This is a genomic window from Streptomyces sp. CRCS-T-1, assembly GCF_024442335.1.
Classification (GTDB): Bacteria; Actinomycetota; Actinomycetes; order Streptomycetales; family Streptomycetaceae; genus Streptomyces; species Streptomyces koelreuteriae.
In genome coordinates, this window is sequence record NZ_CP101651.1 from 8,250,896 (window position 1) to 8,275,433 (window position 24,538).

The 24,538-nt window shown below is 71.9% G+C and carries 26 protein-coding genes; 13 read left to right on the forward strand and 13 right to left on the reverse strand.

Annotated features, from left to right (window positions below; translation table 11 throughout):
- Positions 1 to 21: 21 nt before the first annotated feature.
- The 3 genes from NNW99_RS37295 to NNW99_RS37305 all read left to right on the forward strand — a co-directional run bounded on the left by NNW99_RS37295 (position 22) and on the right by NNW99_RS37305 (position 3,068).
- A complete protein-coding gene (locus NNW99_RS37295) occupies positions 22 to 1,149 on the forward strand; it encodes an LLM class flavin-dependent oxidoreductase (protein WP_215123773.1) in 1,128 nt (375 codons plus the stop codon).
- A gap of 160 nt (positions 1,150 to 1,309) precedes the next feature.
- Positions 1,310 to 2,410 carry a winged helix DNA-binding domain-containing protein gene (locus tag NNW99_RS37300; RefSeq protein ID WP_215123775.1) on the forward strand — a complete coding sequence of 367 codons (1,101 nt, stop codon included), beginning with the start codon at positions 1,310 to 1,312 and terminating at the stop codon, positions 2,408 to 2,410.
- A gap of 76 nt (positions 2,411 to 2,486) precedes the next feature.
- Positions 2,487 to 3,068: a hypothetical protein gene (locus NNW99_RS37305; protein ID WP_251058041.1), complete on the forward strand. Its 582-nt coding sequence runs from the start codon at positions 2,487 to 2,489 to the stop codon at positions 3,066 to 3,068.
- A 69-nt stretch (positions 3,069 to 3,137) separates the two neighbouring features.
- On the opposite strand, the gene NNW99_RS37310 is transcribed toward NNW99_RS37305, so the two are convergent.
- The 9 genes from NNW99_RS37310 to NNW99_RS37350 all read right to left on the reverse strand — a co-directional run bounded on the left by NNW99_RS37310 (position 3,138) and on the right by NNW99_RS37350 (position 11,650).
- Positions 3,138 to 4,373, reverse strand: a complete 1,236-nt coding sequence (locus NNW99_RS37310; RefSeq protein WP_215123777.1) for a cation:proton antiporter — start codon at positions 4,371 to 4,373, stop codon at positions 3,138 to 3,140.
- Between the two features lie 6 nt (positions 4,374 to 4,379).
- Positions 4,380 to 4,865 carry a cation:proton antiporter regulatory subunit gene (locus NNW99_RS37315; RefSeq protein WP_215123779.1) on the reverse strand — a complete coding sequence of 162 codons (486 nt, stop codon included), beginning with the start codon at positions 4,863 to 4,865 and terminating at the stop codon, positions 4,380 to 4,382.
- 131 nt (positions 4,866 to 4,996) lie between these two features.
- On the reverse strand, positions 4,997 to 5,452 hold the full coding sequence (locus NNW99_RS37320) for a hypothetical protein (RefSeq protein ID WP_215123780.1): 456 nt from the start codon (positions 5,450 to 5,452) through the stop codon (positions 4,997 to 4,999).
- Positions 5,453 to 5,557: 105 nt separating this feature from the next.
- On the reverse strand, positions 5,558 to 7,231 hold the full coding sequence (locus tag NNW99_RS37325) for a cytosine permease (RefSeq protein WP_215123782.1): 1,674 nt from the start codon (positions 7,229 to 7,231) through the stop codon (positions 5,558 to 5,560).
- 124 nt (positions 7,232 to 7,355) lie between these two features.
- The gene (locus NNW99_RS37330) at positions 7,356 to 8,618 is read right to left on the reverse strand and encodes a glycosyltransferase family 39 protein (RefSeq protein ID WP_251058042.1); all 1,263 of its coding nucleotides are present in this window, start codon (positions 8,616 to 8,618) and stop codon (positions 7,356 to 7,358) included.
- A complete protein-coding gene (locus tag NNW99_RS37335) occupies positions 8,615 to 9,895 on the reverse strand; it encodes a bifunctional glycosyltransferase family 2/GtrA family protein (protein ID WP_215123784.1) in 1,281 nt (426 codons plus the stop codon). Before NNW99_RS37335 ends, NNW99_RS37330 begins: the two co-directional genes overlap by 4 nt.
- A gap of 137 nt (positions 9,896 to 10,032) precedes the next feature.
- Entirely contained in the window at positions 10,033 to 10,554 is a 522-nt protein-coding gene (locus tag NNW99_RS37340; RefSeq protein WP_215123786.1) for a cellulase, read from the reverse strand.
- Positions 10,555 to 10,565: 11 nt separating this feature from the next.
- Positions 10,566 to 11,072, reverse strand: a complete 507-nt coding sequence (locus NNW99_RS37345; protein WP_215123788.1) for a SigE family RNA polymerase sigma factor — start codon at positions 11,070 to 11,072, stop codon at positions 10,566 to 10,568.
- Positions 11,073 to 11,284: 212 nt separating this feature from the next.
- Positions 11,285 to 11,650 carry a DUF6479 family protein gene (locus NNW99_RS37350; RefSeq protein ID WP_215123790.1) on the reverse strand — a complete coding sequence of 122 codons (366 nt, stop codon included), beginning with the start codon at positions 11,648 to 11,650 and terminating at the stop codon, positions 11,285 to 11,287.
- Positions 11,651 to 11,753: 103 nt separating this feature from the next.
- On the opposite strand from NNW99_RS37350, the gene NNW99_RS37355 reads away from it, so the two are divergent.
- Both NNW99_RS37355 and NNW99_RS37360 read left to right on the forward strand, forming a co-directional pair.
- A complete protein-coding gene (locus tag NNW99_RS37355) occupies positions 11,754 to 12,128 on the forward strand; it encodes a ferredoxin (protein ID WP_215123792.1) in 375 nt (124 codons plus the stop codon).
- 101 nt (positions 12,129 to 12,229) lie between these two features.
- Positions 12,230 to 13,444 (forward strand): acyl-CoA dehydrogenase family protein, encoded by a 1,215-nt coding sequence (locus NNW99_RS37360; protein ID WP_215123794.1) that lies wholly within the window; start codon positions 12,230 to 12,232, stop codon positions 13,442 to 13,444.
- 11 nt (positions 13,445 to 13,455) lie between these two features.
- Here the strand turns inward: NNW99_RS37360 and dmpG are convergent, their stop codons facing one another.
- From dmpG to NNW99_RS37375, 3 genes are read right to left on the reverse strand one after another with little or no spacing between them, the layout of a single operon-like run.
- Positions 13,456 to 14,475 carry a 4-hydroxy-2-oxovalerate aldolase gene (gene dmpG / locus NNW99_RS37365; RefSeq protein ID WP_215123796.1) on the reverse strand — a complete coding sequence of 340 codons (1,020 nt, stop codon included), beginning with the start codon at positions 14,473 to 14,475 and terminating at the stop codon, positions 13,456 to 13,458.
- Positions 14,472 to 15,410: an acetaldehyde dehydrogenase (acetylating) gene (locus NNW99_RS37370; protein WP_215123803.1), complete on the reverse strand. Its 939-nt coding sequence runs from the start codon at positions 15,408 to 15,410 to the stop codon at positions 14,472 to 14,474. Before NNW99_RS37370 ends, dmpG begins: the two co-directional genes overlap by 4 nt.
- On the reverse strand, positions 15,407 to 16,246 hold the full coding sequence (locus NNW99_RS37375) for a 2-keto-4-pentenoate hydratase (RefSeq protein ID WP_251058043.1): 840 nt from the start codon (positions 16,244 to 16,246) through the stop codon (positions 15,407 to 15,409). The genes NNW99_RS37370 and NNW99_RS37375 overlap by 4 nt, the downstream gene beginning before the upstream one ends.
- A gap of 127 nt (positions 16,247 to 16,373) precedes the next feature.
- Here NNW99_RS37375 and NNW99_RS37380 point away from each other — a divergent pair, with 127 nt between their 5' ends.
- Positions 16,374 to 17,096, forward strand: a complete 723-nt coding sequence (locus NNW99_RS37380) for an IclR family transcriptional regulator (RefSeq protein WP_215124596.1) — start codon at positions 16,374 to 16,376, stop codon at positions 17,094 to 17,096.
- A gap of 14 nt (positions 17,097 to 17,110) precedes the next feature.
- On the opposite strand, the gene NNW99_RS37385 is transcribed toward NNW99_RS37380, so the two are convergent.
- A complete protein-coding gene (locus NNW99_RS37385; RefSeq protein ID WP_215123812.1) occupies positions 17,111 to 18,160 on the reverse strand; it encodes an amidohydrolase family protein in 1,050 nt (349 codons plus the stop codon).
- A gap of 223 nt (positions 18,161 to 18,383) precedes the next feature.
- Between NNW99_RS37385 and NNW99_RS39265 the strand changes: the two genes are divergently transcribed.
- The 7 genes from NNW99_RS39265 to NNW99_RS37420 all read left to right on the forward strand — a co-directional run bounded on the left by NNW99_RS39265 (position 18,384) and on the right by NNW99_RS37420 (position 24,516).
- Positions 18,384 to 18,545, forward strand: a complete 162-nt coding sequence (locus NNW99_RS39265) for a hypothetical protein (protein ID WP_215123814.1) — start codon at positions 18,384 to 18,386, stop codon at positions 18,543 to 18,545.
- Between the two features lie 205 nt (positions 18,546 to 18,750).
- The gene (locus NNW99_RS37395) at positions 18,751 to 20,304 is read left to right on the forward strand and encodes a bifunctional 3-(3-hydroxy-phenyl)propionate/3-hydroxycinnamic acid hydroxylase (protein WP_215124597.1); all 1,554 of its coding nucleotides are present in this window, start codon (positions 18,751 to 18,753) and stop codon (positions 20,302 to 20,304) included.
- A 9-nt stretch (positions 20,305 to 20,313) separates the two neighbouring features.
- Positions 20,314 to 21,186, forward strand: coding sequence for an alpha/beta fold hydrolase (locus NNW99_RS37400; protein ID WP_215123815.1), 873 nt, complete (start codon positions 20,314 to 20,316; stop codon positions 21,184 to 21,186).
- Positions 21,183 to 22,196: a VOC family protein gene (locus NNW99_RS37405; protein ID WP_215123817.1), complete on the forward strand. Its 1,014-nt coding sequence runs from the start codon at positions 21,183 to 21,185 to the stop codon at positions 22,194 to 22,196. Before NNW99_RS37400 ends, NNW99_RS37405 begins: the two co-directional genes overlap by 4 nt.
- Before the next feature lie 110 nt (positions 22,197 to 22,306).
- Positions 22,307 to 23,032: a GntR family transcriptional regulator gene (locus NNW99_RS37410; protein WP_215123819.1), complete on the forward strand. Its 726-nt coding sequence runs from the start codon at positions 22,307 to 22,309 to the stop codon at positions 23,030 to 23,032.
- A gap of 120 nt (positions 23,033 to 23,152) precedes the next feature.
- A complete protein-coding gene (locus NNW99_RS37415; RefSeq protein WP_215123821.1) occupies positions 23,153 to 24,217 on the forward strand; it encodes an Ldh family oxidoreductase in 1,065 nt (354 codons plus the stop codon).
- Entirely contained in the window at positions 24,214 to 24,516 is a 303-nt protein-coding gene (locus NNW99_RS37420; RefSeq protein ID WP_215123823.1) for a putative quinol monooxygenase, read from the forward strand. Before NNW99_RS37415 ends, NNW99_RS37420 begins: the two co-directional genes overlap by 4 nt.
- The last annotated feature ends 22 nt before the right edge of the window (positions 24,517 to 24,538 follow it).

The following is a 24,538-nucleotide window of genomic DNA, read 5'->3' on the forward strand; positions in this document are numbered from 1 at the left end:
ACCGCTGAGGAGCATCCGACCATGTCCGGCATCCCTCTCGGGGTCCTCGACCTCGTCCCGATCCCGTCCGGCTCCACCGCCGCCGAGGCGCTGCACCACACCATCGACCTCGCCCGGCAGACCGAGCGGTTCGGCTACAGCCGCTACTGGTTCGCCGAGCACCACCTCAACCCGGGTGTGGCCGGGACCTCACCCGCCGTCGTACTGGCCCTGACCGCCTCCGCGACCTCCACGATCAGGATCGGCTCCGGAGCCGTGCAACTCGGCCACCGCACCGCCCTGTCCACCGTCGAGGAGTTCGGCCTGATCGACGCCCTGCACCCGGGACGGCTCGACCTGGGCCTCGGCCGCTCCGGCGGACGGCCCCCCGGACAGACGGCGGAACCCCGCCCGACCACCACCCCGGTCGTCGACGGGCGCACCCCGAACGGCCTGAGGATCCCGCCCCGTTTCTCCTTCGAGCACCTGCGCGGCTCACCGCGCCTCAAGCTCCAGCAGCGGCTGTTGCAGCAGCCGGGCGCAGGCCACCAGGACTACGGCGAACAGGTCGACGACATCCTCGCGCTGCTGCGCGGCGACTACCGCTCGCCGGACGGTCTCGAAGCACATGCCGTCCCCGGCGAGGGCGCCGACGTGCAGGTATGGATCCTCGGCAGCAGCGGCGGCGAGAGCGCCGAGGTCGCGGGCCGCAACGGTCTGCGCTTCGCGGCCAACTACCACGTCAGCCCGGCCACCGTGCTGGAGGCGGCCGAGGGCTACCGGGCCGCGTTCCAGCCGTCCGGCGCTCTCGAGAAGCCCTTCGTCAGCGTCTCCGCCGACGTCGTCGTGGCCGAGGACGACGCGACCGCCCGCGAACTGGCCACCGGATACGGACCGTGGGTGCGCAGCATCCGCACCGCCGAGGGCGCGATTCCCTTCCCGACCCCCGAGCAGGCCCGCGCCCACGCGTGGACGGAGCAGGATCGCGCGCTGGTCGCCGACCGCGTCGACACCCAGTTCGTCGGCTCGCCGGGGCGCGTCGCCGACCAGCTCGAACAACTCCAGGAGGCCACCGGCGCCGACGAGCTGATCATCACCACCATCACGCACGACCACACCGACCGCGTGCGCTCCTACCGACTCCTCGCGGAGGAATGGCAGCGCCGCTGAGCCGGTCGCGACCCGGCCCCGTCCTGAGGGGCGTGACACCTCGGCGCGCACACGGGATGCGGTCACGATCTGACCGCATCCCGTGCGACGGTGACCGGGCAAGCCGCCCGGACCACTCGAACCACGGGTCGGCACACGACTCGAAGGCCGAGGTGCTCCCTTGACCGTTCTCGACGCCCGCGCGCTCAACCGAGCCACCCTGGCGCGGCAGTTGCTCCTCGACCGCGCCGACCTGCCGGTGCTCGACGCCGTCGCGCACCTGTGCGGTCTCCAGGCGCAGGAGCCGCAGGAGCCGTTCATCGGACTCTGGTCCCGGCTGCGGTCCTTCGCACCGACGGTGCTGTCGGACCTGCTGACCGGGCGGCGCGTGGTGCGCACCCACCTCATGCGCCGCACCGTCCACCTCGTCACGGCCGACGACCTGGTGGCCTGGCGTGCGCGCCACGACGCCATGCTGCGCCAGCGGGTCCTCGGCACCTACCGTCGCGAGCTGGCAGGGGTGGACCTCGGCGAACTCGCGGCGGCCGGGCGGAAGGTCATGGCCGACGGCGCACCCCGCACGATGGGCGAACTCGCGCGCGCCGTCGTCGACCGCTGGCCGGCGGCGGGACCCCGGCCGCTCGGCGAAATGCTCATCGCCGGCCTGCTCCCGACGGTGCAGCTCCCGCCACGCGGGCTGTGGCGCACCACGGGGGGAGCGCGCTACGAGTTGGTCTCCTCCTGGCTGGGCCGCGAGATCGACCCACCGGACCCCGACGGCTCCGACCCCGTGGGACAGACACTGGTACGGCGCTATCTGGCCGCGTTCGGCCCCGCCGCCTCGGCCGACCTGCGTGCCTGGTGCGGCCTGGCCGGACTGCCCGCCGCCGTCTCGGCCCTGCGCGAGGAACTGGTCGCCTTCCGCGACGAACGCGGCCGGGAACTGCTGGACCTCCCCGACGCGCCCCGACCCGACCCCGACACCCCCGCCCCGACGCGATTCCTGCCGGCCTTCGACAACGCGATCCTCGGCTACCACGACCGCGGCCGGATCATCGACGACGCCCACCGCGGACTGTCGGTCGCCGGTGCCCGTGTCGTCCTGGTCGACGGCCGGGTCGCCGCGACCTGGAGCGTCGAGGCGGACACCGTCCGGATCACCCCGCTGGGCCGCTTCACGCGGGCCGAACGCACCGCCGCCGAAGAGGAGGGACGGGCGCTGGCGATCTTCCTCTCCGGCGGCGACAGCGACCGCGTGCGGATCTCCGCGTCCCCCGGCTGAGCGCCGCGCCGACAGGGGCACCGATCAGGCGCACACTGGAAGGGTGCTGCCGGTGCTCACGAGGGGGTGTCGGCCGATGGAAGCGTCAGAGCGTACGACCATGCGGTGGTGGCGGTGGCGACGCAACGCGCTCAAGCGGCGCGTGGACGTCGTCGAAGCCTGGGTCGTGCTCGCCGGCTGGGTGTGCGCCCTGCTGGGCGGGCTGGCCGCGGGGCTGCTGGCGGCGGGCGCGGTCGAGCAGGCCGTCGAGCGGCAGCGGGCCGGGAGCCACCAGGTCTCGGCGGTCGTCGTCAAGGACGCGCCGGGCCCGTCACCGGCCCGCGCGGCGAGTGACCACCGGGTATGGGGCGAGGTGCGGTGGACCGCGCCGGACGGTTCGACGCACAAGGACGAGGCACGGGTGCCGCCCCGGGCTCCCGCCGGGAGCACGGTCCCCGTGTGGGTGAACAACAGCGGTGACATCACGACCCCACCGGTCTCCGAAGGCGAGGCCTGGCTCCACACGACCATGGGCGGCGCGCTGGCCGGAGCCCTGGCGGGCGGGGCGGTCCTGGGCGCGTCCTGGCTGATCCGGCTGTCCCTGGACCGGCGGCGCATGGCGCAGTGGGACGCGGAATGGGAGCGGATCGACGCGCGGCGGGGGTGGAAGACCGGCTGACCGCGAGCTACGGCCCACGGGAGACGTCAGGCTCGCGGTGGGCCGCAGCTGCAGTACCGCCGATGCACGTCAGGCGCGGCCGACCGGGTCCTGGCCCTCGATGCTCTCGTGAGCGCCGAGAGCGACCGGCGGGGCCTTCCTCCGGCGCACCCGCCCCGTGAGGAGCGTCGCCACGGGCTCGGTCCAGCGGGCGGTCAGCGGGCCGAGGAGGACCAGGATGAGGACGTACGCCGTGGCCAGGGGGCCCAGGGACGGCTCGATGCCGGCCGTGACGGCGAGCCCCGCGATGACTATGGAGAACTCGCCGCGGGCCACGAGCGTGCCGCCCGCCCGCCAGCGGCCCTTGGGCCCGATCCCGGCCCGGCGCGCGGCCCAGTAGCCGGTGGCGATCTTCGTCGCGGTGGTGACGGCCGCCAGGGCGAGGGCGGGCAGCAGGACGGGCGGGATGCTGGCGGGGTCGGTGTGCAGGCCGAAGAAGACGAAGAACACCGCGGCGAACAGGTCCCGCAGCGGCGCGAGCAGGCTCGTCGCGCCCTCGGCGACCTCGCCGGACAGCGCGATGCCGACCAGGAAGGCCCCCACGGCGGCGGACACCTGCAGCTGCTGGGCGAGCCCGGCGACCACGAGGGTGACACCGAGCACCACCAGCAGCAGCTTCTCGGGGTCGTCGCTGGAGACGAAGCGGGAGACATGGCGGCCGTAGCGCACCGCGAGGACGAGGACGACCGTGGCCACGCCCAGGGCGATGGCCAGCGTGACGGCGCCTGCGGCCAGGCTCACCCCGGCCAGCAGGGCCGTGACGATGGGCAGGTAGATCGCCATGGAGAGGTCCTCGAGGACCAGGATGCTCAGGATGGCCGGGGTCTCCCGGTTGCCGAGCCGCCCCAGATCACCGAGCACCTTGGCGATGACGCCGGAGGAGGACACCCAGGTGACTCCGGCCAGGACGACGGCGGCGACCGGGCCCCAGCCGAGCAGCAGGGCCAGCGCCGCTCCGGGCAGGGCGTTGAGGACGGCGTCGACGAGCCCGGCTCGATAGTGGGTCCTGAGGTTGGAGACCAGGTCGGCGGCCGTGTACTCCAGGCCCAGCATGAGCAGCAGCAGGATGACGCCGATCTCGGCGCCGATGGCGACGAAGTCCTCGCTGGCGCCCAGCGGCAGCAGTCCGCCCTTGCCGAAGGCGAGCCCGGCCAGCAGATAGAGGGGGATCGGGGAGAAGCGGAAACGCCCGGCGAGCCGGCCGAGCAGCCCGAGCCCGAGGATGAGACAGCCGAACTCGATCAGGAAGACCGCGGAGGAGTGCATGGCGGGTCACTCCCGCCCGAGTATCTCGGCGGCCGCCTCCACGCCCTCACGGGTCCCGATGACGATGAGGATGTCCCCGCCGGCGAGCCGGAAGTCCGGCGCGGGGGAGGGGATCGCCTCGGCCCGGCGCAGCACCGCCACGACGGACGCGCCGGTGTCGGTACGGATGCGGGACTCGCCCAGCAGCCGGCCGTTCCAGTGCGAGGAGCCGGACAGTTCGATCCGCTCGGCGACGAGCCCCAGGTCGGTGGTGGACAGCAGGTTCGGTGTGTGGTGCGCGGGCATCAGCGCGTCGATGAGGGTCGCCGCCTCCTCCGTCGTCAGGCGCACCGAGAGGTCGCAGGCGTCCGGGTCGTCCTTGCGATAGGCGCTCACCGTCCGGTGGCCGTCGCGGTGGGCGACCACCGAGAGGCGGCGGCTCTCCCGGGTCGTCAGGTCGTAGCGGACCCCGATGCCCGGCAACGGCGTACTGCGGAGGCGTGGCGCGCTCATCCCTGTCCCCCTTCGGTCGGCGTGCGCGTTGCGGTGACTCGCCTGCGGGGGCCGCGCCCGGACGAGCGACCGGATCCGGCCTGTGGGCTCATCCTAGGCGGCGGGGCGGAAGGGCACCCGTCCCGCGTGTGCTACCTGGGCTGCTCCGGGAAGGGCGATCCGGAAGGGAAGGGAGTGGCCGAGGGCAGCCTCGCGGTCGCCCCCTCCACCTGCCGTACGGTGTCCGTTCCCGGCCGGCTGCCCGTGCCCGCGCCGGTCGACAGCTGGGACCAGGCGCCGAGGGCCACGGCCACGGCGGCCGCGGTGGCGACGACCCGTCCCACGCGCCGGGCCTTGGCACGGCGGTCCAGGTCCCGCCAGGCCACCCGGACCCAGAGGTCCTCCGGCTGCCACAGGTCGCCGACGGCGTGCGGGGGCTGGAGCAGCCGCCCCGCCGCGCGCTCCTTCGCGGAGGGCTCCCTGGGGGCGGAGGCGCGTATGGCGTACTCGCTGTCCGAGAGGAACTTCAGCCAGATCTCGTCCGGGATCGAGGGAACGCCGTCCGGCTGGTCGGGCTTTCCCGACCCGCCCGGTCCTTCGGTGGTCATGTCCGCCATCCCCTCTCCGACCCTTGGCCTGATCACTGCGCAGCGCAAGATCAGTATGCCGCCCCGCGAGGCGAAAGGCTTCGCCGGAGAGGGGGAAATCAGGCGTCACACCACGGCGGGCGCCGCCGGCAGGACATGGTCGCCGACCTTGTCGGTGCTCAGGCAGAGCGAGCAGACCACGGCGTCGTGTGTCCGGCAGGCGGCCACGTCCGGCCGCTCGAACTGCTGTCGGCACACATGGCACTCGTAGGTGACGGCGCTGGGGTTGCCGTCCTCGTCCAGAAGCGGCTCGGGGATGCCGTCGTCCGTGCGCCGCAGGTAGTACTTGCCCTTGGTGACGACGGCCATCAGCGGTGTGAGGACGAAGGCGATGACGGCCGCGGCGACGGGGGAGTACGGCTGGAGCGTGTCGCCCAGCGCGTGGAAGTACATGGCGATGGACAGCCCGGACGCGGCCACGAAGGCCACGACACCGACCGGGTTGACGGCGTAGAGCATGCCGCGGCGGAACTCGGGGGCGTGCGGGGACAGTTTCAGCACGTACTTGTTGATGCCGATGTCGGTGGCGACGGTGACCACCCAGGCGATCGCGCAGTTCGAGTAGAAGCCCAGGATGCTGTTGAGGAAGCTGAACATGTCGGCCTCCATCAGGACCAGCGCGAAGCCCAGGTTGACCAGGACGAAGACCATCCGGCCCGGGTAGCGCCCGGTGACCCGGGTGAAGGAGTTGGTCCAGGCGAGGGAGCCGGAGTACGCGTTCGTCACGTTGATCTTGATCTGGCTGATCACGACCAGGGCCACGGCCAGCGGGAGGACGATCCAGGACGGCATCATCGCGTCGAAGGCGTGCTTGAACTGCTGGATCGGCTCGGGCGCCGCCGTGGGACCGACCTCGGCGATGATGTAGACCGCGAGGAACACGCCGATGGCCTGCTTCAGCGCGCCCAGCACCACCCAGCCCGGGCCGGCCATCACCACGGCCGTCCACCAACTCCGCTTGTTCGCCTCGGTCTTCGGCGGCATGAAGCGCAGATAGTCGATCTGCTCGCCGATCTGCGCGATCAGCGACAGGCACACGCCCGCGCCCAGCAGCACGGAAGCGGTGTTGACGCCGCCTTCGCCGTCGGTGCCCGCGTAGGCGAGGAAGCGGTCGACGGTCCCCGGGTCGGTGGCGACCAGATAGACCAGCGGGCCGACCATCAGCAGCAGCCAGATCGGCGTGGTCCACACCTGGAGCTTGCTCAGCGCCGTCATGCCGTAGATCACCAGCGGGATCACCATCAGCGTGGAGACCAGATAGCCCAGCCACAGCGGCAGCCCGAGGCCCAGCTTCAGGCCCTGGGCCATGATCGAGCCTTCGAGGGCGAAGAAGATGAAGGTGAAGCTGGCGAAGATGACGCTGGTGAGGACCGAGCCGAAGTAGCCGAAGCCGGAGCCGCGCGTGATCAGATCCAGGTCGATGTTGTAGCGGGCCCCGTAGTAGGCGAGCGGGAAGCCGGTCACGAAGATGACGACGGCGGCGACGCCGATCGCGAGGAGCGCGTTGCCGGTGCCGTGGGCCAGGCCGATGCCGGCGCCGATGGAGAAGTCGGCCATGTAGGCGATGCCGCCGAGCGCGGTCGTCGCCACCACCATCGGAGTCCAGCGCCGGTAACTGCGCGGCGCGAAGCGGAGGGTGTAGTCCTCCAGGGTCTCCTTGACGGCCTGGTCGGAACGCGGCGCCGCCTGCTGCGCCGGTTCCGGGTCGGTGACTTCTGCCAGTCGTGGCTCCGTACTCATGCCACGCCTCCTCGCTGCGGGTTGGGGACGACAGGCAGGCACCGTAGGCAGCGGGCGTTACCCCTAAATACTTCCTGCGTGAAGGGAATGTTTCGGAGGCATCTCACGCCTCAGCGGCGGCACTCTAGGGCACTCCCAGTTCGAAGAGCACATACCCCGCGTACGACCCGGAGGCCAGCGCGGCCGTGCCGAGGACCGTGACCAGCGACGGCCATCCCAGCCTGCTCATCGCGAGAGCGAGGGGGACGAACAGCGGGAAGAGCGGCAGCAGATAGCGCGAGACGTTGCCGAAGATCTGCTGGGTCGTCATCACCATGAGGTACGACAGCACGGTGTACACGACGAGCACGGCCGGCGGGCGCAGCCGCAGCAGCAGCACCGTCAGCGCCGGCACCGCCAGCACGACGCAGACGCCGATGACGTCCTCGAAGGCCCTGGCGAAGAGATAGTCGAAGTGCCCGACGGGCAGGGACGTCAGCACCTTGAACGTATGGGCTCCCCAGTCGAACTTGTGGGCCCACGCGCCGTCCTGGAGCTTGGAGTAGCCGTTGATGTCGCCCATGCGGTAGTTGACCCAGGCGAGATAGCCGAACAGTCCCAGTGGCGCGATCGCCACGGCGGCCAGCGGGCGCAGGACACCGTCCGCGCGCCGGCGCAGGGACAGCAGCGCGGCGACGGCGAGGGCGGCGACCAGCGCGGCGGCGGTCGGACGGCAGAGCCCGGCCGCGAAGGTCAGCAGACCGGCCGTCAGCCAGCGGCGGGACATGACGGCATGGCAGGCCCACACGGCGAGAGCGGTGTAGAGGGATTCCGAGTAGCCCGACCACTCCGTGCCCGAGCCGGGCCAGACCGCCCACAGCCCGGCCGCGACCAGACCGGCCCGGTGGCCGCCCAGCCGACGCGTCACGGCGTAGATGCCGAGCGCCGCCACGAACGAGGCGAGCACGGAGACCGTCAGGCCGGCGCCGAACAGCCCGAGCCCGGTGCACTCCGAGACCAGGCGCATCAGCGCCGGGTACAGCGGGAAGAACGCCGCCGAGTTGCCCTCCAGGGTGATCAGGCCGGTCGCGCCCGGGACGGGTTCCAGGGCGGGGTCGTACCCGTGCTCGGCTATCTGCTGGTACCACCAGCCGTCCCAGCTCGCCAGGACGTCCCAGGGGTGCTCGCCGCCGCCGAAGCGGGGGTTCTTCTTCCGGAAGTCGCCCGCCGAGTCCAGCAGGTACATGAAGACGGCGAAGCCGGCCAGCTTCAGCACGCCGTACGTCAGCAGCACGGGACCGTAGCGCACGGCGGCCCAACGCAGCCGCCGTCGGAACTCCCCTGATCCACGGGTGACTTCAGGAGCCCCGTGGCCGGACGGCGGTCGGCTCAGCTCGACGGTGCTCATGAGGATCCTGTCGTACGGCGGTCGTTGTCGCGGGCGGGGAAAACCCAGGCCCGGAAGAGGAGGAAACGCAGCAGCGTCGCGGCCAGGTTGGCGGCGACGAGGGCCATGAGCTCCACCTCACGGCCGGCCCCGGGCGCGGTGCGGTGCAGGGCGGCCAGGGAACCGCTGGTCAGGGCCAGCCCGACCAGGAACGCCGCCAGGCCCTTGAGATGGTGGCGCAGCGCGCCGCCGCGCCCCCGCACCCCGAAGGTGAGCCGCCGGTTGGCCGCGGTGTTGGCGACCGCGCTGGCGAGCAGGGCGAGCGCGTTGGCGGCCTGCGCCCCCGTCGCCGGTCTGAGCCCGACGTAGAGCAGCAGATAGCACAGGGTGCTGGCGACACCGACGGCGGCGAAACGCACCGCCTGCCGTGCCAGGCCCGCCGGCAGCTCCCCGGCGAGGTCGCCGTCGCTGCGGCGCAGCGCGCTCAGCGGCAGCCTGCCGCAGGCCAGGGCCCGGCCCAGCCGCGCCATGCCCCGCAGGTCGGCGAGCGCCGTGGAGACGATGCGCACCCGGCTGTCGGGATCGTCCACCCAGTCCACCGGCACCTCGTGGATCCGCAGCCCCGCGCGCTCGGCGATGACCAGCAACTCGGTGTCGAAGAACCACCCCTGGTCCTCCACCAGCGGCAGCAGCCGCTCGGCGACGTCCCGCCGTACCGCCTTGAAACCGCACTGCGCGTCGGAGAAGCCCACGGCGAGCGTCGAGCGCAACAGCCCGTTGTAGCAACGGGAGATGAGCTCCCGTTTCGGTCCGCGGACCACCCTCGCGCCACGCGCCAGACGGGTGCCGATGGCGATGTCCGAGTGCCCCGAGATCAGCGGCGCGACCAACGGCAGCAGCGCCGCGAGGTCGGTGGACAGATCCACGTCCAGATACGCCAGCACCGGGGCACGGGAGCGCGACCAGGCGGTGTGCAGCGCCCGGCCCCGCCCCTTCTCGGCCAGCCGGATCCAGTCCGTGCCCGGCAGTTCGGCCGCCAGCCGCGCGGCGATCCGCGGCGTCCCGTCGGTGCTGGCGTTGTCGGCGATGGTGATCCGGAACGCGTAGGGGAACGTCTCACCGAGGTGCGCGTGCAGCCGCCGCACGCACGGCTCCAGGTCGTTCTCCTCGTTGTACACGGGCACGACCACGTCGAGGACGGGGTCCCGGTGGTGCGCGGACAGGGGCGCCCGGCGCGGCAACGCGGCGAGCTCTGAGGTCGGGCGGTCGATCAGGGCCAGCCGCCGTGCGGTTCTCATGGCTGCTTACCGGTCTCTTTCTGGCGCGCGGCATACGCGAGCGCCGGTTCGGGGCATGCCGAAGGCGCCCGTGTCGGTGGTGCGGTGAAGGGAATGCGGGGTGACGGCGCCCCTGGCGGGAATCGCCTCTCAGGCGGCTACTCGGAACTGACCGATGCTGAGGGCTCCTGTGTCGTCTCCAGGGCGGACGGCGGGGCCGACGTCCGGGTCGGGGGAGGGGGTGCGGAGGGGAATGTCGTGGTGGTGCTGCTCTCGGAGGGCGTGGCGGTCGGCGGAGGGCCGGCCGGGGAGCTCGTGGTCCCGGTCGGAGTACTGCTGCCGGGTGAGGTCGCCGGCACCGACGTCGCCGAACCGGTCGGAGGAGGGCTCGGATCCGGGGCGCCGGTCGTCGGCCCGTCGTCGTGCGTGGGCGTCGGGCTGGTGGCGGGCTGCGGCCGGGGATCGGCGGGCTGGGCCTTGGTGAGCATGCCGGGCAGCAGCGCGAGCCCGACGCTGAGCCCGGCCACCGCCACTGCGGAGCCGCCCGCCTTCCACAGCATCCGCGACCGGCGGCGGGCCCGGATGCCCTGGTGCAGCCGCTGCCGCTGCGCGGGCTCGTAGGGGGTGTGCTGCTGGGTGTCGCGCATCAGCCGCGACAGGTCCCGCTCGAAGTCGTCCATCGTGTCTCCCTTCACCCCACGGGCCTGACGGCGTCGGACAGGATCTGGCGGAGCCGTGCGACTCCGCGTGACGCGTGGGACCGTGCGGTGCCCACGGGACAGCCCAGCGCCTGGGCGACCTGGGCCTCGGGCAGGTCCTCGTAATAACGCAGCACCACCGCCGCCCGCTGTTTCGGCGACAGCAGCGCCAGCGCGGCCTCCAGCCGCGAGCGCTCCGCCACGGTGGAGGACACATCGCCCGGGTCGGCCCGGTCCGGCAGCTGCTCCACCGGGCGTTCGCCCCACCAGCGCCGCCGCGCCGAGCGCGCCGCCATCCGCACCAGCACCGTGCGGACATACGCCTCAGGGGCCTGGTCCGCGACCTTCGGCCAGGCGAACCACAGCTTCACCAGGGCCTCCTGCACCAGGTCCTCGGCCCGTTGCCGGTCGCCCCCCGTGAGCAGTCGCGCGACATGGAGCAGCGCCGACCAACGGGCGGCCACGAACTCGTCGAAGCCGTCCGCCCGAACCTGCTCCATCCTCACCGTCCCGCGTCTCAGTGGCCTCCTACACCTGTGAGAAGACGCTGGACCCCGCCCCACGCTGCACCCGGATCCTGTGATCCACCTCACGCCGGCCTGACCTGGGCATGGAAAAGGGCCCGTGCGCAGGCACGGGCCCTTTTCCTGCAGGCCGTGGGCGCTGGTACTCCGGGGGCGCTTGGCCGCCCGGTCGGCGATGCCGCGCGGGATCACCCGCCGCCCGGGCCTCCGCTGCCGACCGAACCGCTGCTGCCCTTGTTCCACCGGGGCCGCTCCTGCGACGCGCTCCTGCGGTCGCTCACGTTGCCGTGGGCCTTCAGCCGGTGCGGCGTCAGGCGGCCCTCGCCCCGCGGCACCTCCTCGGGCTCCCGGCGCTCACTGACCTCGCGGACCGGGCCGTCGTCGGGCAGCCGCGGCTGCTCCTCGGGGCGCGGCGTGGGCAGTTCCCTGCGCTTGATGCGAACGCCGAGGACGAAGGCCCCCAGCAGCAGGGCCACGACGACCACACCCGCCACGACCAGCCCGATGCCGAGGGCGCCACGGCCCGCGGCCATCTCCATCCATGCGGTAGTCATGGCGCGCGGGTACCCCTGGCCCTCACCACGAACCTGCCCACATCGGGCGCCTCCCTTGGGAACACCGGGTTTGACGGACCTCGACCCGGGCTACCCGCGCGGTGTGACTTCGACGACATCCCAGCAGGAGCTGTTCCGGTTCCTGGAGGACCGCTTCGCCTGCGCGCAGGCGTGCACAGAGTGCGCGCGGGCGTGCGCGCTGCGCGCGAGCCTCGTGGATCCGGACGGCACCGAGAACCAGGAGCTCGTACGACGCAAGGGCATCATGTGCGCCGAGGTCTGCGACGCGACGTGCCGTGTGCTGTCCGAGCAGAACCAGGTGGACGAGAGCACCATCCGCGCCCAGGTGGAGTGGTGCCGGACCGTGTGCCTGGAGGCCGCCCACGCCTTCGACCGGCAGCCGGGCGCGGAGGACTCGGCGTCGACATGCCGTGCGTGCGCGCGGGCGTGCACGGACTTCCTCGCCACCCTGAACTGACGCCTGTACCGACACCTGTACCGACATCGCCATTCCCTATTTCTGAAACACGTTCTACGGTGTCCGCCGACAGGACCGGCCTTGGGGAGCCTGGAGGCGCCGTGCACCTCGAATACACGCCCGAGCAGCAGCGACTGCGCATCGAACTGCGCGCCTACTTCGCCGAACTGGTCCCGGACCGCGCCTACGCCCGGCACGGCGACCCCGCCGCCCAGAAGCGGTTCTACCGCGAGACGATCCGGCGGCTCGGCACGGACGGCTGGCTCGGCGTGGGCTGGCCCGAGGAGTACGGCGGGCGTGGACTGACCGCCATGGAGCAGTTCATCTTCTTCGACGAGGCCGCCCAGGCCGGCGTCCCGCTGCCCCTGATGGCCCTGAACACCGTCGGGCCGACGATCATGCGGTACGGCACCGACGAGCAGAAGGCCTACTTCCTGCCGAAGATCCTCTCCGGCGAGATCGACTTCGCCATCGGCTACAGCGAGCCCGGCGCGGGCACCGACCTCGCGTCCCTGCGGACCCGTGCGGTGCGAGAGGATGGGGGCACCTCCCGCTCGAGCGAAGCCGAGAGTGGGGGAGAGTACATCGTCGACGGCCAGAAGATCTGGACGACCAACGGCGACACGGCCGACTGGGTGTGGCTGGCCGTGCGCACCGACCCGGACGCCCCGCCGCACAAGGGCATCACCATGCTGCTGATGCCGACCACCGACCCCGGCTACTCCTGCACCCTGATCAACACCCTCGCCTCGCACGACACCACGGCCAGCTACTACGAGAACGTCCGCGTCCCCGTCTCCCGCAGGGTCGGCGCCGAGAACCAGGGCTGGCGGCTGATCACCAACCAGCTCAACCACGAGCGCGTGACCCTGGCAGCCCACGGCACCATGGCCATCCGCGCCCTGCACGACGTGCAGCGCTGGTCGACGGAGACCAAGCTCGCCGACGGCCGCCGCGTCGCGGACCTGCCCTGGGTACGCCGCCTCCTGGCCCGCACCCACGCCCGGCTGGACGCCCTCAAGCTGCTCAACTGGCAGATGGTCAACTCCGTCCAGGAGGGCACCCTCACCCCGCAGGACGCCTCCGCCGTCAAGGTCTACGGCTCGGAGGCCCGGCGCGACGCATACGCCTGGCTCATGGAGATCGTCGCCGCCCCCGGAGCCCTGAAGGAGGGCTCGGCGGGCGCGGTCCTGCACGGCGAACTGGAACGCGGCTACCGTTCGGCGGTCATCTTCACCTTCGGCGGCGGCAACAACGAGATCCAGCGGGAGATCATCTCGTGGATCGGGCTGGGGATGCCGCGAGTGCGGCGCTGACGCCCTCGGGATCAGCGCGTCGCCTCCGCCCGGGCCACCAGGTCCAGGGCGACGTCGGTGATCATGTCCTCCTGGCCGCCGACCATGCGTCGTCGTCCTACCTCGACCAGGATGCCGCGGGTGTCCAGGCCGTGGCGGGCGGCGGCGGTCTCGGCGTGGCGCAAGAAGCTGGAGTAGACGCCCGCGTAGCCCAGGCTGAGGGTCTCGCGGTCCACCCGGACCTCACGGTCCTGCAGGGGGCGTACGAGGTCGTCGGCGGCGTCCATGAGGGGGAACAGGTCGCAGGCGTGGTCCCAGCCCATGAGGTCGGCGACCGCGATGAACGCCTCCAGCGGGCAGTTGCCCGCCCCCGCGCCCTGTCCCGCGAGTGAGGCGTCGACCCGGATCGCGCCGCTCTCCACGGCCACGACGGTGTTGGCGACGCCCAGGGCGAAGTTGTGGTGGGCGTGGATGCCGAGTTCGGTGGCCGGGTCGAGGACGTCCCGGTAGGCGCGGAAGCGGTCGCGGACCCCGTCCATCGTCAACCGGCCGCCGGAGTCGGTGACATACACGCAGTGGGCGCCGTAGGACTCCATCAGCTTGGCCTGGCGGGCGAGTTCAGCCGGCTCGGCCATGTGGGACATCATCAGGAACCCGGCGACGTCCATGCCCAGGTCCCGTGCGGCGGCGATGTGCTGGGCGGAGATGTCGGCCTCGGTGCAGTGCGTCGCGACGCGGACGCTGCGGATGCCCAGGGCGTGCGCCTGCCTGAGGTCGTGCAGGGTGCCGATGCCGGGCAGCAGCAGCGTCGTGGGCACGGCGTGTTGCGTGACCTCGGTGACGGCCTCGATCCACTCCCAGTCGGTGTGGGCGCCGACACCGTAGTTGATGCTGGAGCCGGCCAGGCCGTCGCCGTGGGCGATCTCGATGGCCGCCACACCGGCGGCGTCCAAGGTGGCGGCGATGGCGCGGGCTTGGTCGACGGAGTAGCGGTGCCGGACGGCGTGCATGCCGTCCCGCAAGGTCACGTCCTGGACGTAGAGACGGGTCATCGGGCTGCCACCTCCGTGGTCTGGTGGGCGGCCATGCGTTCCGCGGTGCGCAGCGCGGCCGAGGTCATGATGTCGAGGTTCCCGGCGTAGGCCGGGAGGTAGTGCGCGGCGCCCTCGACCTCGAGGAAGACGGACACCTTGAGGGCTTCGCCCGCGCCGGGGGCGAGGGTGCGCAGCGGGTCGTCGGCGCGCACGCGCTCGAACTGCACCCTCTGCTTGAGCCGGTAGCCGGGAACGTAGGCCTGCACACGGCCGACCATGTCCTCGACCGACGCCGTGACGGCCTCGGTGGCGCAGTCGGAGACCAGGCAGTGCACCGTGTCCCGCATGATCAGCGGCGGCTCGGCCGGGTTGAGGACGATGATCGCCTTGCCCTTCCGGGCCCCGCCCACCTGCTCGACGGCGGAGGAGGTGGTCTCGGTGAACTCGTCGATGTTCGCCCGGGTGCCGGGACCGGCGGAGCGGGAGGCGATGGAGGCGACGATCTCGCCGTAGTGGACCGGCGTGACCGCGTTCACCGCGGCGACGACCGGGATCGTGGCCTGGCCACCGCAGGTGACCATGTTGACGTTCGGCGCGTCCAGGTGCGCGTCGCCGTTCACCGGCGGTACGACGTACGGGCCGAGCGCGGCGGGGGTGAGGTCGACGAGGGTCCGGCCCAGCGGGCGCAGGATCTCCTCGTGGTGACGGTGGGCGCCGGCCGAGGTGGCGTCGAAGACGATCTCGACATCGGCGAACTCGTCCAGTGCGACGAGGCCCTCGACGCCCTCGTGGGTGGTGGCCACCTTGAGACGGCGGGCCCGGGCCAGGCCGTCGGAGGCCGGGTCGATGCCTGCCATGGCGGCGATCTCGAGGCTCTCCGACAGGCGAAGGATCTTGATCATCAGGTCCGTGCCGATGTTGCCCGAGCCGATGACAGCGACCTTGGTGCTCACCGCTGGTCTCCTTCCGAGGCGAAGCCGACCCGCACGGAGCCGAGGCCCGATACGCGGGCCTCGAAGACGTCGCCGGGGGAGGCGGGCGTCATCGGGCCCAGGGCGCCGGTCAGTACGAGGTCACCCGCCCGGAGCGGATCGCCCCGTTCGGCGAGCGCGGACGCCAGCCAGACCGCCGCGTTGAGGGGGCTGCCGAGACAGTCGGCGCCGGTGCCCTCGGAGACGGTCCCGCCGTCACGGGTCATGGTCATCGTCACCGCGCGCAGGTCCACCGCGGTGAGCGGCACGGGAGTGGCGCCCAGGACGTACAGCCCGCACGAGGCGTTGTCCGCGACGGTGTCGACCAGGGAGATGTCCCACCCCCGCACCCGGCTGTCGACGATCTCCAGCGCGGGCAGTGCGAAGTCGACCGCGCGCAGCAGGTCGACGACGGTGCACTCGCGGTGGGGAAGGTCCCGCCCGAGCACCAGCGCGACCTCGGCCTCCACCTTCGGCTGGAGCAGCCGCCCGGCCGGCACCTCGCCGCCGTCCGGTACGGCCATGTCGGCGAACAGCGCACCGAAATCGGGACGGTCCACGCCGAGTTGGCGCTGAACGGCCACGGAGGTCAGACCGATCTTGCGGCCGACGATCCGCCGGCCGGCGTCCAGGCCGCGCCGCACGTTCAGCTGCTGCACGGCGTACGCGGTCTCCAGATCGCCGCCGTCGGCGAACAGTTCACGCACCGGCGGGCAGGCGGCACCGGTGCGGGCGGCCTCCGTCAGCAGGTCGGCGGCCTTGACCACGGCCGGGGGTGGGGCGGCGTTCGGACAGACGCCGTGGGGCACGGTCGACACGGGGATACCTCCAAGAGGCGGGAGAAGCGGCGGATAGGAGATCGATCGGGTAGGACATCGATATAGACATCGCCCCCGGGGAGGGCACAAACTTTGTTCCGTGACACGGAACAGCGCGGGCGCCAGCATGTTGGAGAAGGCCGCTACCATCCTCGATGCCTTCACTCCGAGTGGCGGACCGTACCGTCTGTCGGAACTTTCGGAGCGCACGGGCCTGCCCAAGCCCACGGTGCACCGGCTGGCGGCGGACCTCGTGCGGCTGGGCTGGCTGGAACGCTCCGGTGCCCAGTACCGGCTCGGCGGCAAGCTGTTCGAGCTCGGTTCGCTCGTCCCGCACCGGCTCGATCTGCGGGAGACGGCCCTGCCCTTCCTCCAGGACCTGTTCGAGGCAACCCGCGAGACGGTCCACCTCGGTGTACGGGAGGGCCTGGAGGTGGTCTACCTCGAGCGCATCCACGGCCACGCGGCCCTGCAATTGCCGTCCCGTATCGGCGGCAGCCTGCCGCTGACCTGTACCGGCGTAGGCAAGGCCCTGCTCGCCTTCTCGGGCGCCGAGCTGACCGAGGAGGTGTTGTCCCGGCCGCTGCCGAGCCTCACACCCCACTCGATCACCGACCAGGACCGTCTGCGGATGGCCCTGGAGAAGATCCGGGTCTCGGGTCTCGCCTACGAGGAGCAGGAGGCCGCCCTGGGCGTGAGCTGCATCGCGGCCCCCGTCTTCGCCGGCGGCACCACGGTCGCGGCCCTCTCGGTGGCCGTACCCCGCGCCCGCTTCAGCCCCGCCCAACTCGCCCCCGCCGTGCGCACAGCGGCTCTGGGGCTGTCCCGTGTGCTGCGTGGGGGTGGTTGAGGGGAGGGTCGCTCTCAGTTGGTTCCCGGCTGGATGAGCTTGTAGAAGAGGCGGGCGCCGGCCCGCTGGGCGGATTGACGCAGCCGCACCGGGAGCGGACGGGCCGGAGCCTGCGCGGGCGCCCGCGCGGCCAGGCGGGGGAAGAGGGCTTCGGCGTTGGTGCGGTTGACGGCCGTGAGGATGTGAGGGTCCACCCAGTTGTCGAGGCCGCTTGCGAAGTACTGGCCGGCTGGGGCGGGTGCGAAGGGCCAGTCGCTGCCGAACAGAACGTGCCCGGGGCGGGCGAAGGCGAGCAGGGTGGGCAGGGCGGCGGGGCTGGAGGAGAGGGCGGTGTCGTAGTAGAAGCCGCGGAGATCGTCCAGGGTGTCCAGGGGGCTGCGCCCGGTGTCAGCGGCGATGGCGACGGCCATGCGATGGGAGGCGTAGGGGACGAAGCCGCCCGCGTGGCTGAGGACGAACCGGATGTTCGGGTAACGGCGCGGGACGCCGTTGCGGACGAGCAGGTACGCGGCGCGGGTGGTGTCCAGGAGGAAGTCGGCGGCGAACGGCGGGATGCCGTCGACAGCGGGTGCCGGGAGGTCGGCGGGGTGGACGAACACGACGGCACCGCGCGCGTCCAGGACCCGCCACAGCGCGTCCTGCCCCTCGCCGCCGAGGTAGGTGCCCTGCGTGTTGGAGAGCAGGGTGACCCCGTCGGCACCCAGTTCCGCCAAGGCCCGCTCGGCCTCCTTGGCCGACGCGCCGAGATCGGGCATGGGCAGCGTGGCGAACCACCCGAAGCGGTCGGGGTGTTCGGCGGTGACGGCGGCGGAGTGGTCGTTGAGACGCCGTGCCAGGCCGGCGGCCTCGCCGGGGTCGGTGAGGAAGCCCGTGCCGGGGGTGGAGACGGAGAGGATCGCCGTCTCGGTCCGCAGCAGGTCCATCAGGTCCAGGGCGGCCTCGGGACTCCAGTCGGGCAGGGCGCGCCCGCCTGCCTCGGCGATGCCGGCCCGGGTGAGCGCGTCACGGTAGAAGGGCGGGACGACGTGCTGGTGGACGTCGATCCGGCGGGGTGCGGTGGTCATGGTGAGGCCTCTCGGCTTTCTGGCGTACGCGGGTCGAGGCGACGCCGGTCACAGTCTTTCCGGGCGTAGGACGCCCCGCGCGCCGACGGGCTCGACGAGCGGTGGCGGGAGGGTCCAGGGAGGGCAGAGGGGTGTCGGTGAGCCCGCCCACTGAGGTCGGTGGCGGGTGGGACTGGAGTCGCTGCCGATGCCCGGTAGCGATCGGAGGACAGGACAGACCGGGGTGTCGACCAGGGACTCCGCCACGCGCATCGCCATCACCGCCATGCGCTCCGCCGGCGTTCCGGTCTCCTCCCCGGGAAGTTCGACGGCCGCCGGCCAGGTCTCGAAGCTGCGCCCGATGACCGCGGCGATCGACGTGCCCTGGTACCCGCAGGTCATGTGACGTGCCCTTCCTGTCGCACCGGCTCTTGACCGCCTCCGGCACCCGGATTAGCGTAGCGACCGTTCCAATTGGAGTAAACGCTACAGCAAAGCCGCTGCAACGAAGAGCCGACGCAGGACAGTGAGGTGACCTGGTGAGCGATGCCAGTGCCGAGGTCAGAGCCGGGGAGAGCCCCGCGGACGGAGCCGATCCCGGCGTGTACGACGTGGCGGTGATCGGCTACGGGCCCACGGGAGTGACCGCCGCGAATCTGCTGGGCGCGCTGGGCCTGCGGGTGGTCGTGCTGGAGCGCGACGCCGAGATCTACTCCCGGGCACGGGCGATCTCCACGGACGAGGAGGTCATCCGGATCTGGCAGCGGATCGGGCTGGCGGACCGGCTGAAGGAGGACATGCTGGCCGAGCGGCCGCTCGACTTCGTCGACGCACGCGGCCGCACCTTCCTCAGCGCCTGCCCCGCGCCGCGCGGGCACGGTCATCCGCCGCAGATGTTCCTCTACCAGCCGGCGCTGGAGCAGGTCCTGCGCGACGGCGTCGATCGCTATCCCCGCGTGGAGATCCTGCTGCGCCACGAGTGCCTGCGGCTGCGCCAGGACGCCGACGGGGTGGAGTTGACGGTGGTCGGCACCGCCGACGACTCCGTACGACGGATCCGCGCGAGGTACGTGATCGCGGCCGACGGCGGCTCCAGCCTGACCCGCGCCCAGCTCAACATCGGCTACGAGGGCAAGACGTACGAGGACCGCTGGGTGGTCATCGACACCGAGATGCTCAAGCCCTGGCCCGACCATGACCGGCTGCGCTTCCGCTGCGACCCGGCGCGCCCCGCGGTGGACTGTCCGACTCCGCTCGGGCATCACCGCTGGGAGTTCCCGATCCTGCCGGGGGACGACGAGGCGTATCTGACCACCGACGACGCGATCTACTCGATGGTGGCCAAGTACGGGATCGACCGGGACCAGATCAGGATCCTGCGGGCCACCGTCTACAGTCACCACGTCCGCTTCGCCGCCCGTTTCCGGGCCGGCCGCGTCTTCCTCGCGGGCGACGCGGCGCACGCCATGCCGCCGTGGATCGGCCAGGGCATGGCAGCGGGCGTACGGGACGCGGCCAACCTCTGCTGGAAGCTCGCCGCCGTCCTGCGCGGCGAACTGCCCGAGACCGTCCTCGACTCCTACGAGACCGAACGCAAGCCGCACGTCAAGGAGATCACGCGGCGGGCCGTCTTCACCGGGAAGCTCATCACCGAACGACGGCTGACCGTCGCCAGGATCCGGGACACGACGCTGCACGCCCTCCGCCGGGCGTCCGCCCTCAGCGGCCGGCTGGTCGACGCGCACTGGATTCCCGTCGCCCGCTACGCCAAGGGGTTCCTGGCCCGTCCGCGCACGAAAGCCTCCGGGCGCCAGATCCCCCAGCCCTGGGTGACCGGCCCCGACGGGGCCCGGGTCCGCCTCGACGACGTGCTCGGCGGACGCTGGCTGCTTCTGCACGGTGGACGGTCCGCCCCGCAGCCCGCGTGGGACCGCCCCGGCGTCCCCTCGCTGACCGTCCTGCCGGCGGGCTCACGCCCGGCCGAGGGCGCGGTCGTCGACAGCGACGGTGTGCTGCTCGCCTGGATGGCCGCACACCGTGCGGCCACGCTCGCCCTGCGCCCGGACGCCTATGTGTACGCCGCCGCCGGCCGGGGCGTTCCCCTCCCGCCGCCCCCGGCCGGTTTCGCGCCGGCCCCGCATGCGACCGCCTCGACCTCCAGCTGAAGGAGCGCCATGCCCACGCACACCGCACTGCCGACGATGCGGGAGTCCCTGCTCGACATCGACAGCAAGAAGATCTTCGTCGCCGAGACCGGCGACGGCCCGCCCACGCTGCTGCTGCACGGCGGCGGCCCTGGCGCCTCCGGCGTCTCCAACTACTCCCGCAACATCGCCGCGTTGGCCGAGGAGTACCGGGTCATCGTCCCCGACCTGCCCGGCTACGGCCGCAGCACCAAGGGCATGGACGGCGCCGATCCCTTCGGCTACCTCGCCGGGGGAATCCGCGGGCTGATGGACGAACTCGATCTGGAAAAGGCCCACTTGGTCGGAAACTCCTACGGCGGCGCCTGCGCCCTGCGCCTCGCCCTGGACACACCGGACCGGGTAGACCGCATGGTGCTGATGGGCCCCGGCGGCATCGGCACCACCCGCGCCCTGCCCACCCCGGGGCTCAACAGCCTGCTCGACTACTACTCCGGCGACGGGCCTTCGCGGCTGAAGCTGGAGAAGTTCATCCGCAACCACCTGGTCTTCAACGCAGCCGACGTGCCGGACTCTGTGATCGACGCGCGTTACGAGGCGAGCATCGACCCCGAGGTGGTCGCGGCCCCACCGCTGCGCCGCCCGTCCGGCCCGAACGCTCTGCGCACGCTGTGGAAGATGGACTTCACGCGCGACCGGCGCGTGTCGAGGCTGCCGGTGCCCACCTTGGTGCTGTGGGGCGCGGCGGACAAGGTCAACCGGCCGTCCGGCGGCCGGATGCTGGCCGAGCGCATGCCCAACTGCGATCTCTACGAGGTCGCCAACACCGGGCACTGGGTGCAGTTCGAACGCGCCGAGCTGTTCAACCGGCTGTGCGCCGACTTCCTGGCAGGCAGGCGATGACCATCACTCCGGGCGCATCCGTCTTCGGCGCCGTCCACCTCGGCTACATCGTCATCGAGACCGACCGCTTCACCGACTGGCGGCGCTTCGGCACCGACGCCATCGGCATGCACCACGACGACCTCGAGACGGACGTGATGCGCTTCCGCCTCGACGACCAGGAATGCCGTTTCCTGCTGCGCCGCGGCCCGGCCGAGGACGTCGTCGCCACCGGCTGGCACATCGACGACCACACGACCTTCGAACGCATCGAGCACCGCGTACGCGCCCACGGCGTACCCGTCGTCCAAGGCACCGAGGAAGAGGCGGAGCTGCGCGGCGTCGAACGCCTGCTGCGCTTCCCCGGACCCAAGGGCATCACCCAGGAGATCTACACCACGCCCGTCACCTCACCCGAACCCCTGCGCATGCTCGCCTCCGGATGGGTCACCGGCGAGGCCGGCATGGGGCACGTCGCGATCACCTCCGCCAAGCCCGCCTTGATGCGCGGCTACTTCACCACGGTCTTCGACGCCCGCCTGACCGACTACATCGACGAGACGATCAGCGGCGTCAAGCTCAAGATCCGTTTTCTGCGCGTGAACGAGCGCCACCACTCCCTCGCGATCGCCGCCGTCCGCGGTCTGCCGATCGACCCGATCCGCACCCGGGTCCAGCACCTCAACATCCAGGCCGCCAGTCTCGACGACCTCGCCCGCAGCTACGAGCGCGTGCACGAACTCGGCTTCGACATGGCCCTGTCCGTGGGCCAGCACACCAACGACAAGGAACTGTCCTACTACGCCCGCACCCCCTCGGGCTTCGAGTGGGAGGTGGGCTGGAACCCGATCGTCATCGACGAGAGCACCTGGGAGCCCGGCACCCACCAGGGCATCAGCGTCTGGGGCCACCTACCGGTCGGCCAGACCATCGTCGACAAGCTCGACCAGTTCCGCCTCGGCGCACGCTCCCTCGCCCACCCGGAGAAGACCGTCCGGGCCCTCAGCGGTGCCGGTGTCCCCGACGACTGAGGCACCCCGGCCCGGACCGGCCCTCCTCACCGCCACATCTGCCCGCTGGGCCGGCTGACGCGCGCTACGCTGTATACAGCTTGATGTGTGGCGGAGCGACGAGGAGTTCCATGGCGCGGGCAACCGGTAAGAGCGAAGCGGTCTACGAGCGGCTGAAGAGCGACATCGAGTCGCTGCGGCTGCGCCCGGGCGCCAAGCTCAGCGAGGTCCAGCTGAGCGAGGAGCTCGGCGCTTCGCGGACGCCCGTACGGGAGGCGATCAGGCGGCTGGCCAGGGACGGCCTGGTCGACTTCGTACCGGGTGAGGTGGCCAGGGTGGCCGCGATCTCGCTGGGCGGGGTGCGGGCCCTGTTCGAGTTCCGCATGCTGCTGGAGCCCCGCGCGGCCGCATCGGTCGCGACGGCGGGTACGGGTGACGAGCGGGTGCTGGTGCCGTTTCGCGGACTGCTGGAGCGGCTGGAGGAGTTCGACGCGTCCTTCCGCGCGCTCGACGCCGCTGAACAGGTCCGCTCCTACCAGGAGTTCTACGAGGTCACGGAGGGGTTCGACCAGGCGGTCATTGCCGCCTGCCGCAATCCGTACCTCGCCCGTACGATCCGGGACCTGCGCGGCCAGACCGTGCGGCTGCGGCACCTCTCGCACAGCGGGCCGCGCCGCATGCTGACGTCGCTGGAGGAGCATCGCGCGATGCTGAAGGCCATCACACAGGGGGACGCCCAGGCGGCGGAGGCGGCCTGCCGACACCACCTCGCGCAGACCCTGCAAGCCCTCATCGACAGTCTGACCAGCCACGACCTGGCCCTCGGGGTCGGTGTCCAGGTGGACATCGCGGGCTGATTCGCCGCTCGAAGCCCTGGCGGGGAAGGCGGTTTCCACGCGCTCGCCCTGCTGTGGTTTTCTTGGATCCACTGCTGTATACAGTAATGGATACATCGTTCTGGAGTGAGGGGCCGTCTCATGCCGTACACCGTCGGCGCCGCCGAGCTGCTGGAGTTCGCCGCGGCCGCCAGCGAAGCCCACGGCGTCCCGCCCGCGGACGCAGCGCTGCTCGCCGACACGCTGGTGACCGCGGAGCTGTGGGGGCACCCGTCGCACGGGATGCTGCGCCTGCCGTGGTACCTCAGCCGGATCGAAAGCGGCGCCACCGCCGCGGTCGCCACCCCCGAGGTCGTGAGCGACAACGGCGCCGTCCTCGTCGTGGACGGTCGCGACGGTCTCGGCCAGGTCCTCACCGACCGCGCGGTCACCTGGGGCGTGGAGCGAGCCCGTCGCCATGGGATCAGCGCGGTCGCGGTGCGCGACTCCGGGCACTTCGGAACGGCTGCCTACTTCACGCGCAGGGCCGCGGCGGAGGGCTGTGTGGCGCTGCTGGCCACCAACGCCAGCCCGGCGATGGCGCCGTGGGGTGGGAAGGAGAAGCGGGTCGGTACCAACCCGTGGTCGATCGCCGCGCCCGGCGGCCGCTACGGCACGGTCGTGATGGACATCGCCAACACCGCGGTCGCGCGCGGCAAGATCTACCACGCGGGGGAGCGCGGCGAGCCGATCCCCGAGGGCTGGGCGGCTGACGCGGACGGCGTGCCGACCACCGACCCGCGCCGCGCCATCGAGGGCCTGATCCTGCCGATGGCGGGCCACAAGGGCTACGCCATCTCCTTCATGTTCGACGTGCTCGCGGGCGTGCTGACCGGCAGCGCCTTCGGCTCCTCCGTGGTCGGTCCCTACCGGCCCACCGGCCGCAGCGGCGTCGGTCACCTGCTGATCTGCGTCGACATCCGGTCGATGGCGGACCCGGCCGACTTCGAGCGCCGGATGGAGGCCCTGATCGAGGAGACCAAGTCCACCCCCACCGCCCCGGGCACAGCCGAGATCTTCGTCCCGGGCGAGCCGGAGATCCGCACCGCCGAGCGCCTGCGCACCGAAGGCATCACCGTCGTCGACGACACCTGGACCTCCCTCGCGCGCATCGCCGAGGCCACCGCCGTACCCCTGCCCGCCGCCTCCGAGGAGCTTCCCGCATGATCGCGCTGACCGTATCCCTCCAGGTCGTCCCGGGCCGCCGTGACGACTTCCTCAAAGCCATCGAGGAGAACGCCGAGCGCTCCTTCACCGACGAGGCGGGCTGCCGTTACTTCGACGTCGTCTGCGACCTGGCGGACGACCACCACTTCGTCTTCCACGAGATCTACGACGACGAGACCGCCGTCGAGGCCCATCGCGCCGCTCCCCACTTCAAGGTCTGGCGCGAGGCGGCGGAGCAGTACGTCGTCCCCGGCAGCCAGGTCAACACCCTCTCCCGCCGCCTGTTCCACCACTCCTGACGGACCGATCGGAGCCCGCAGC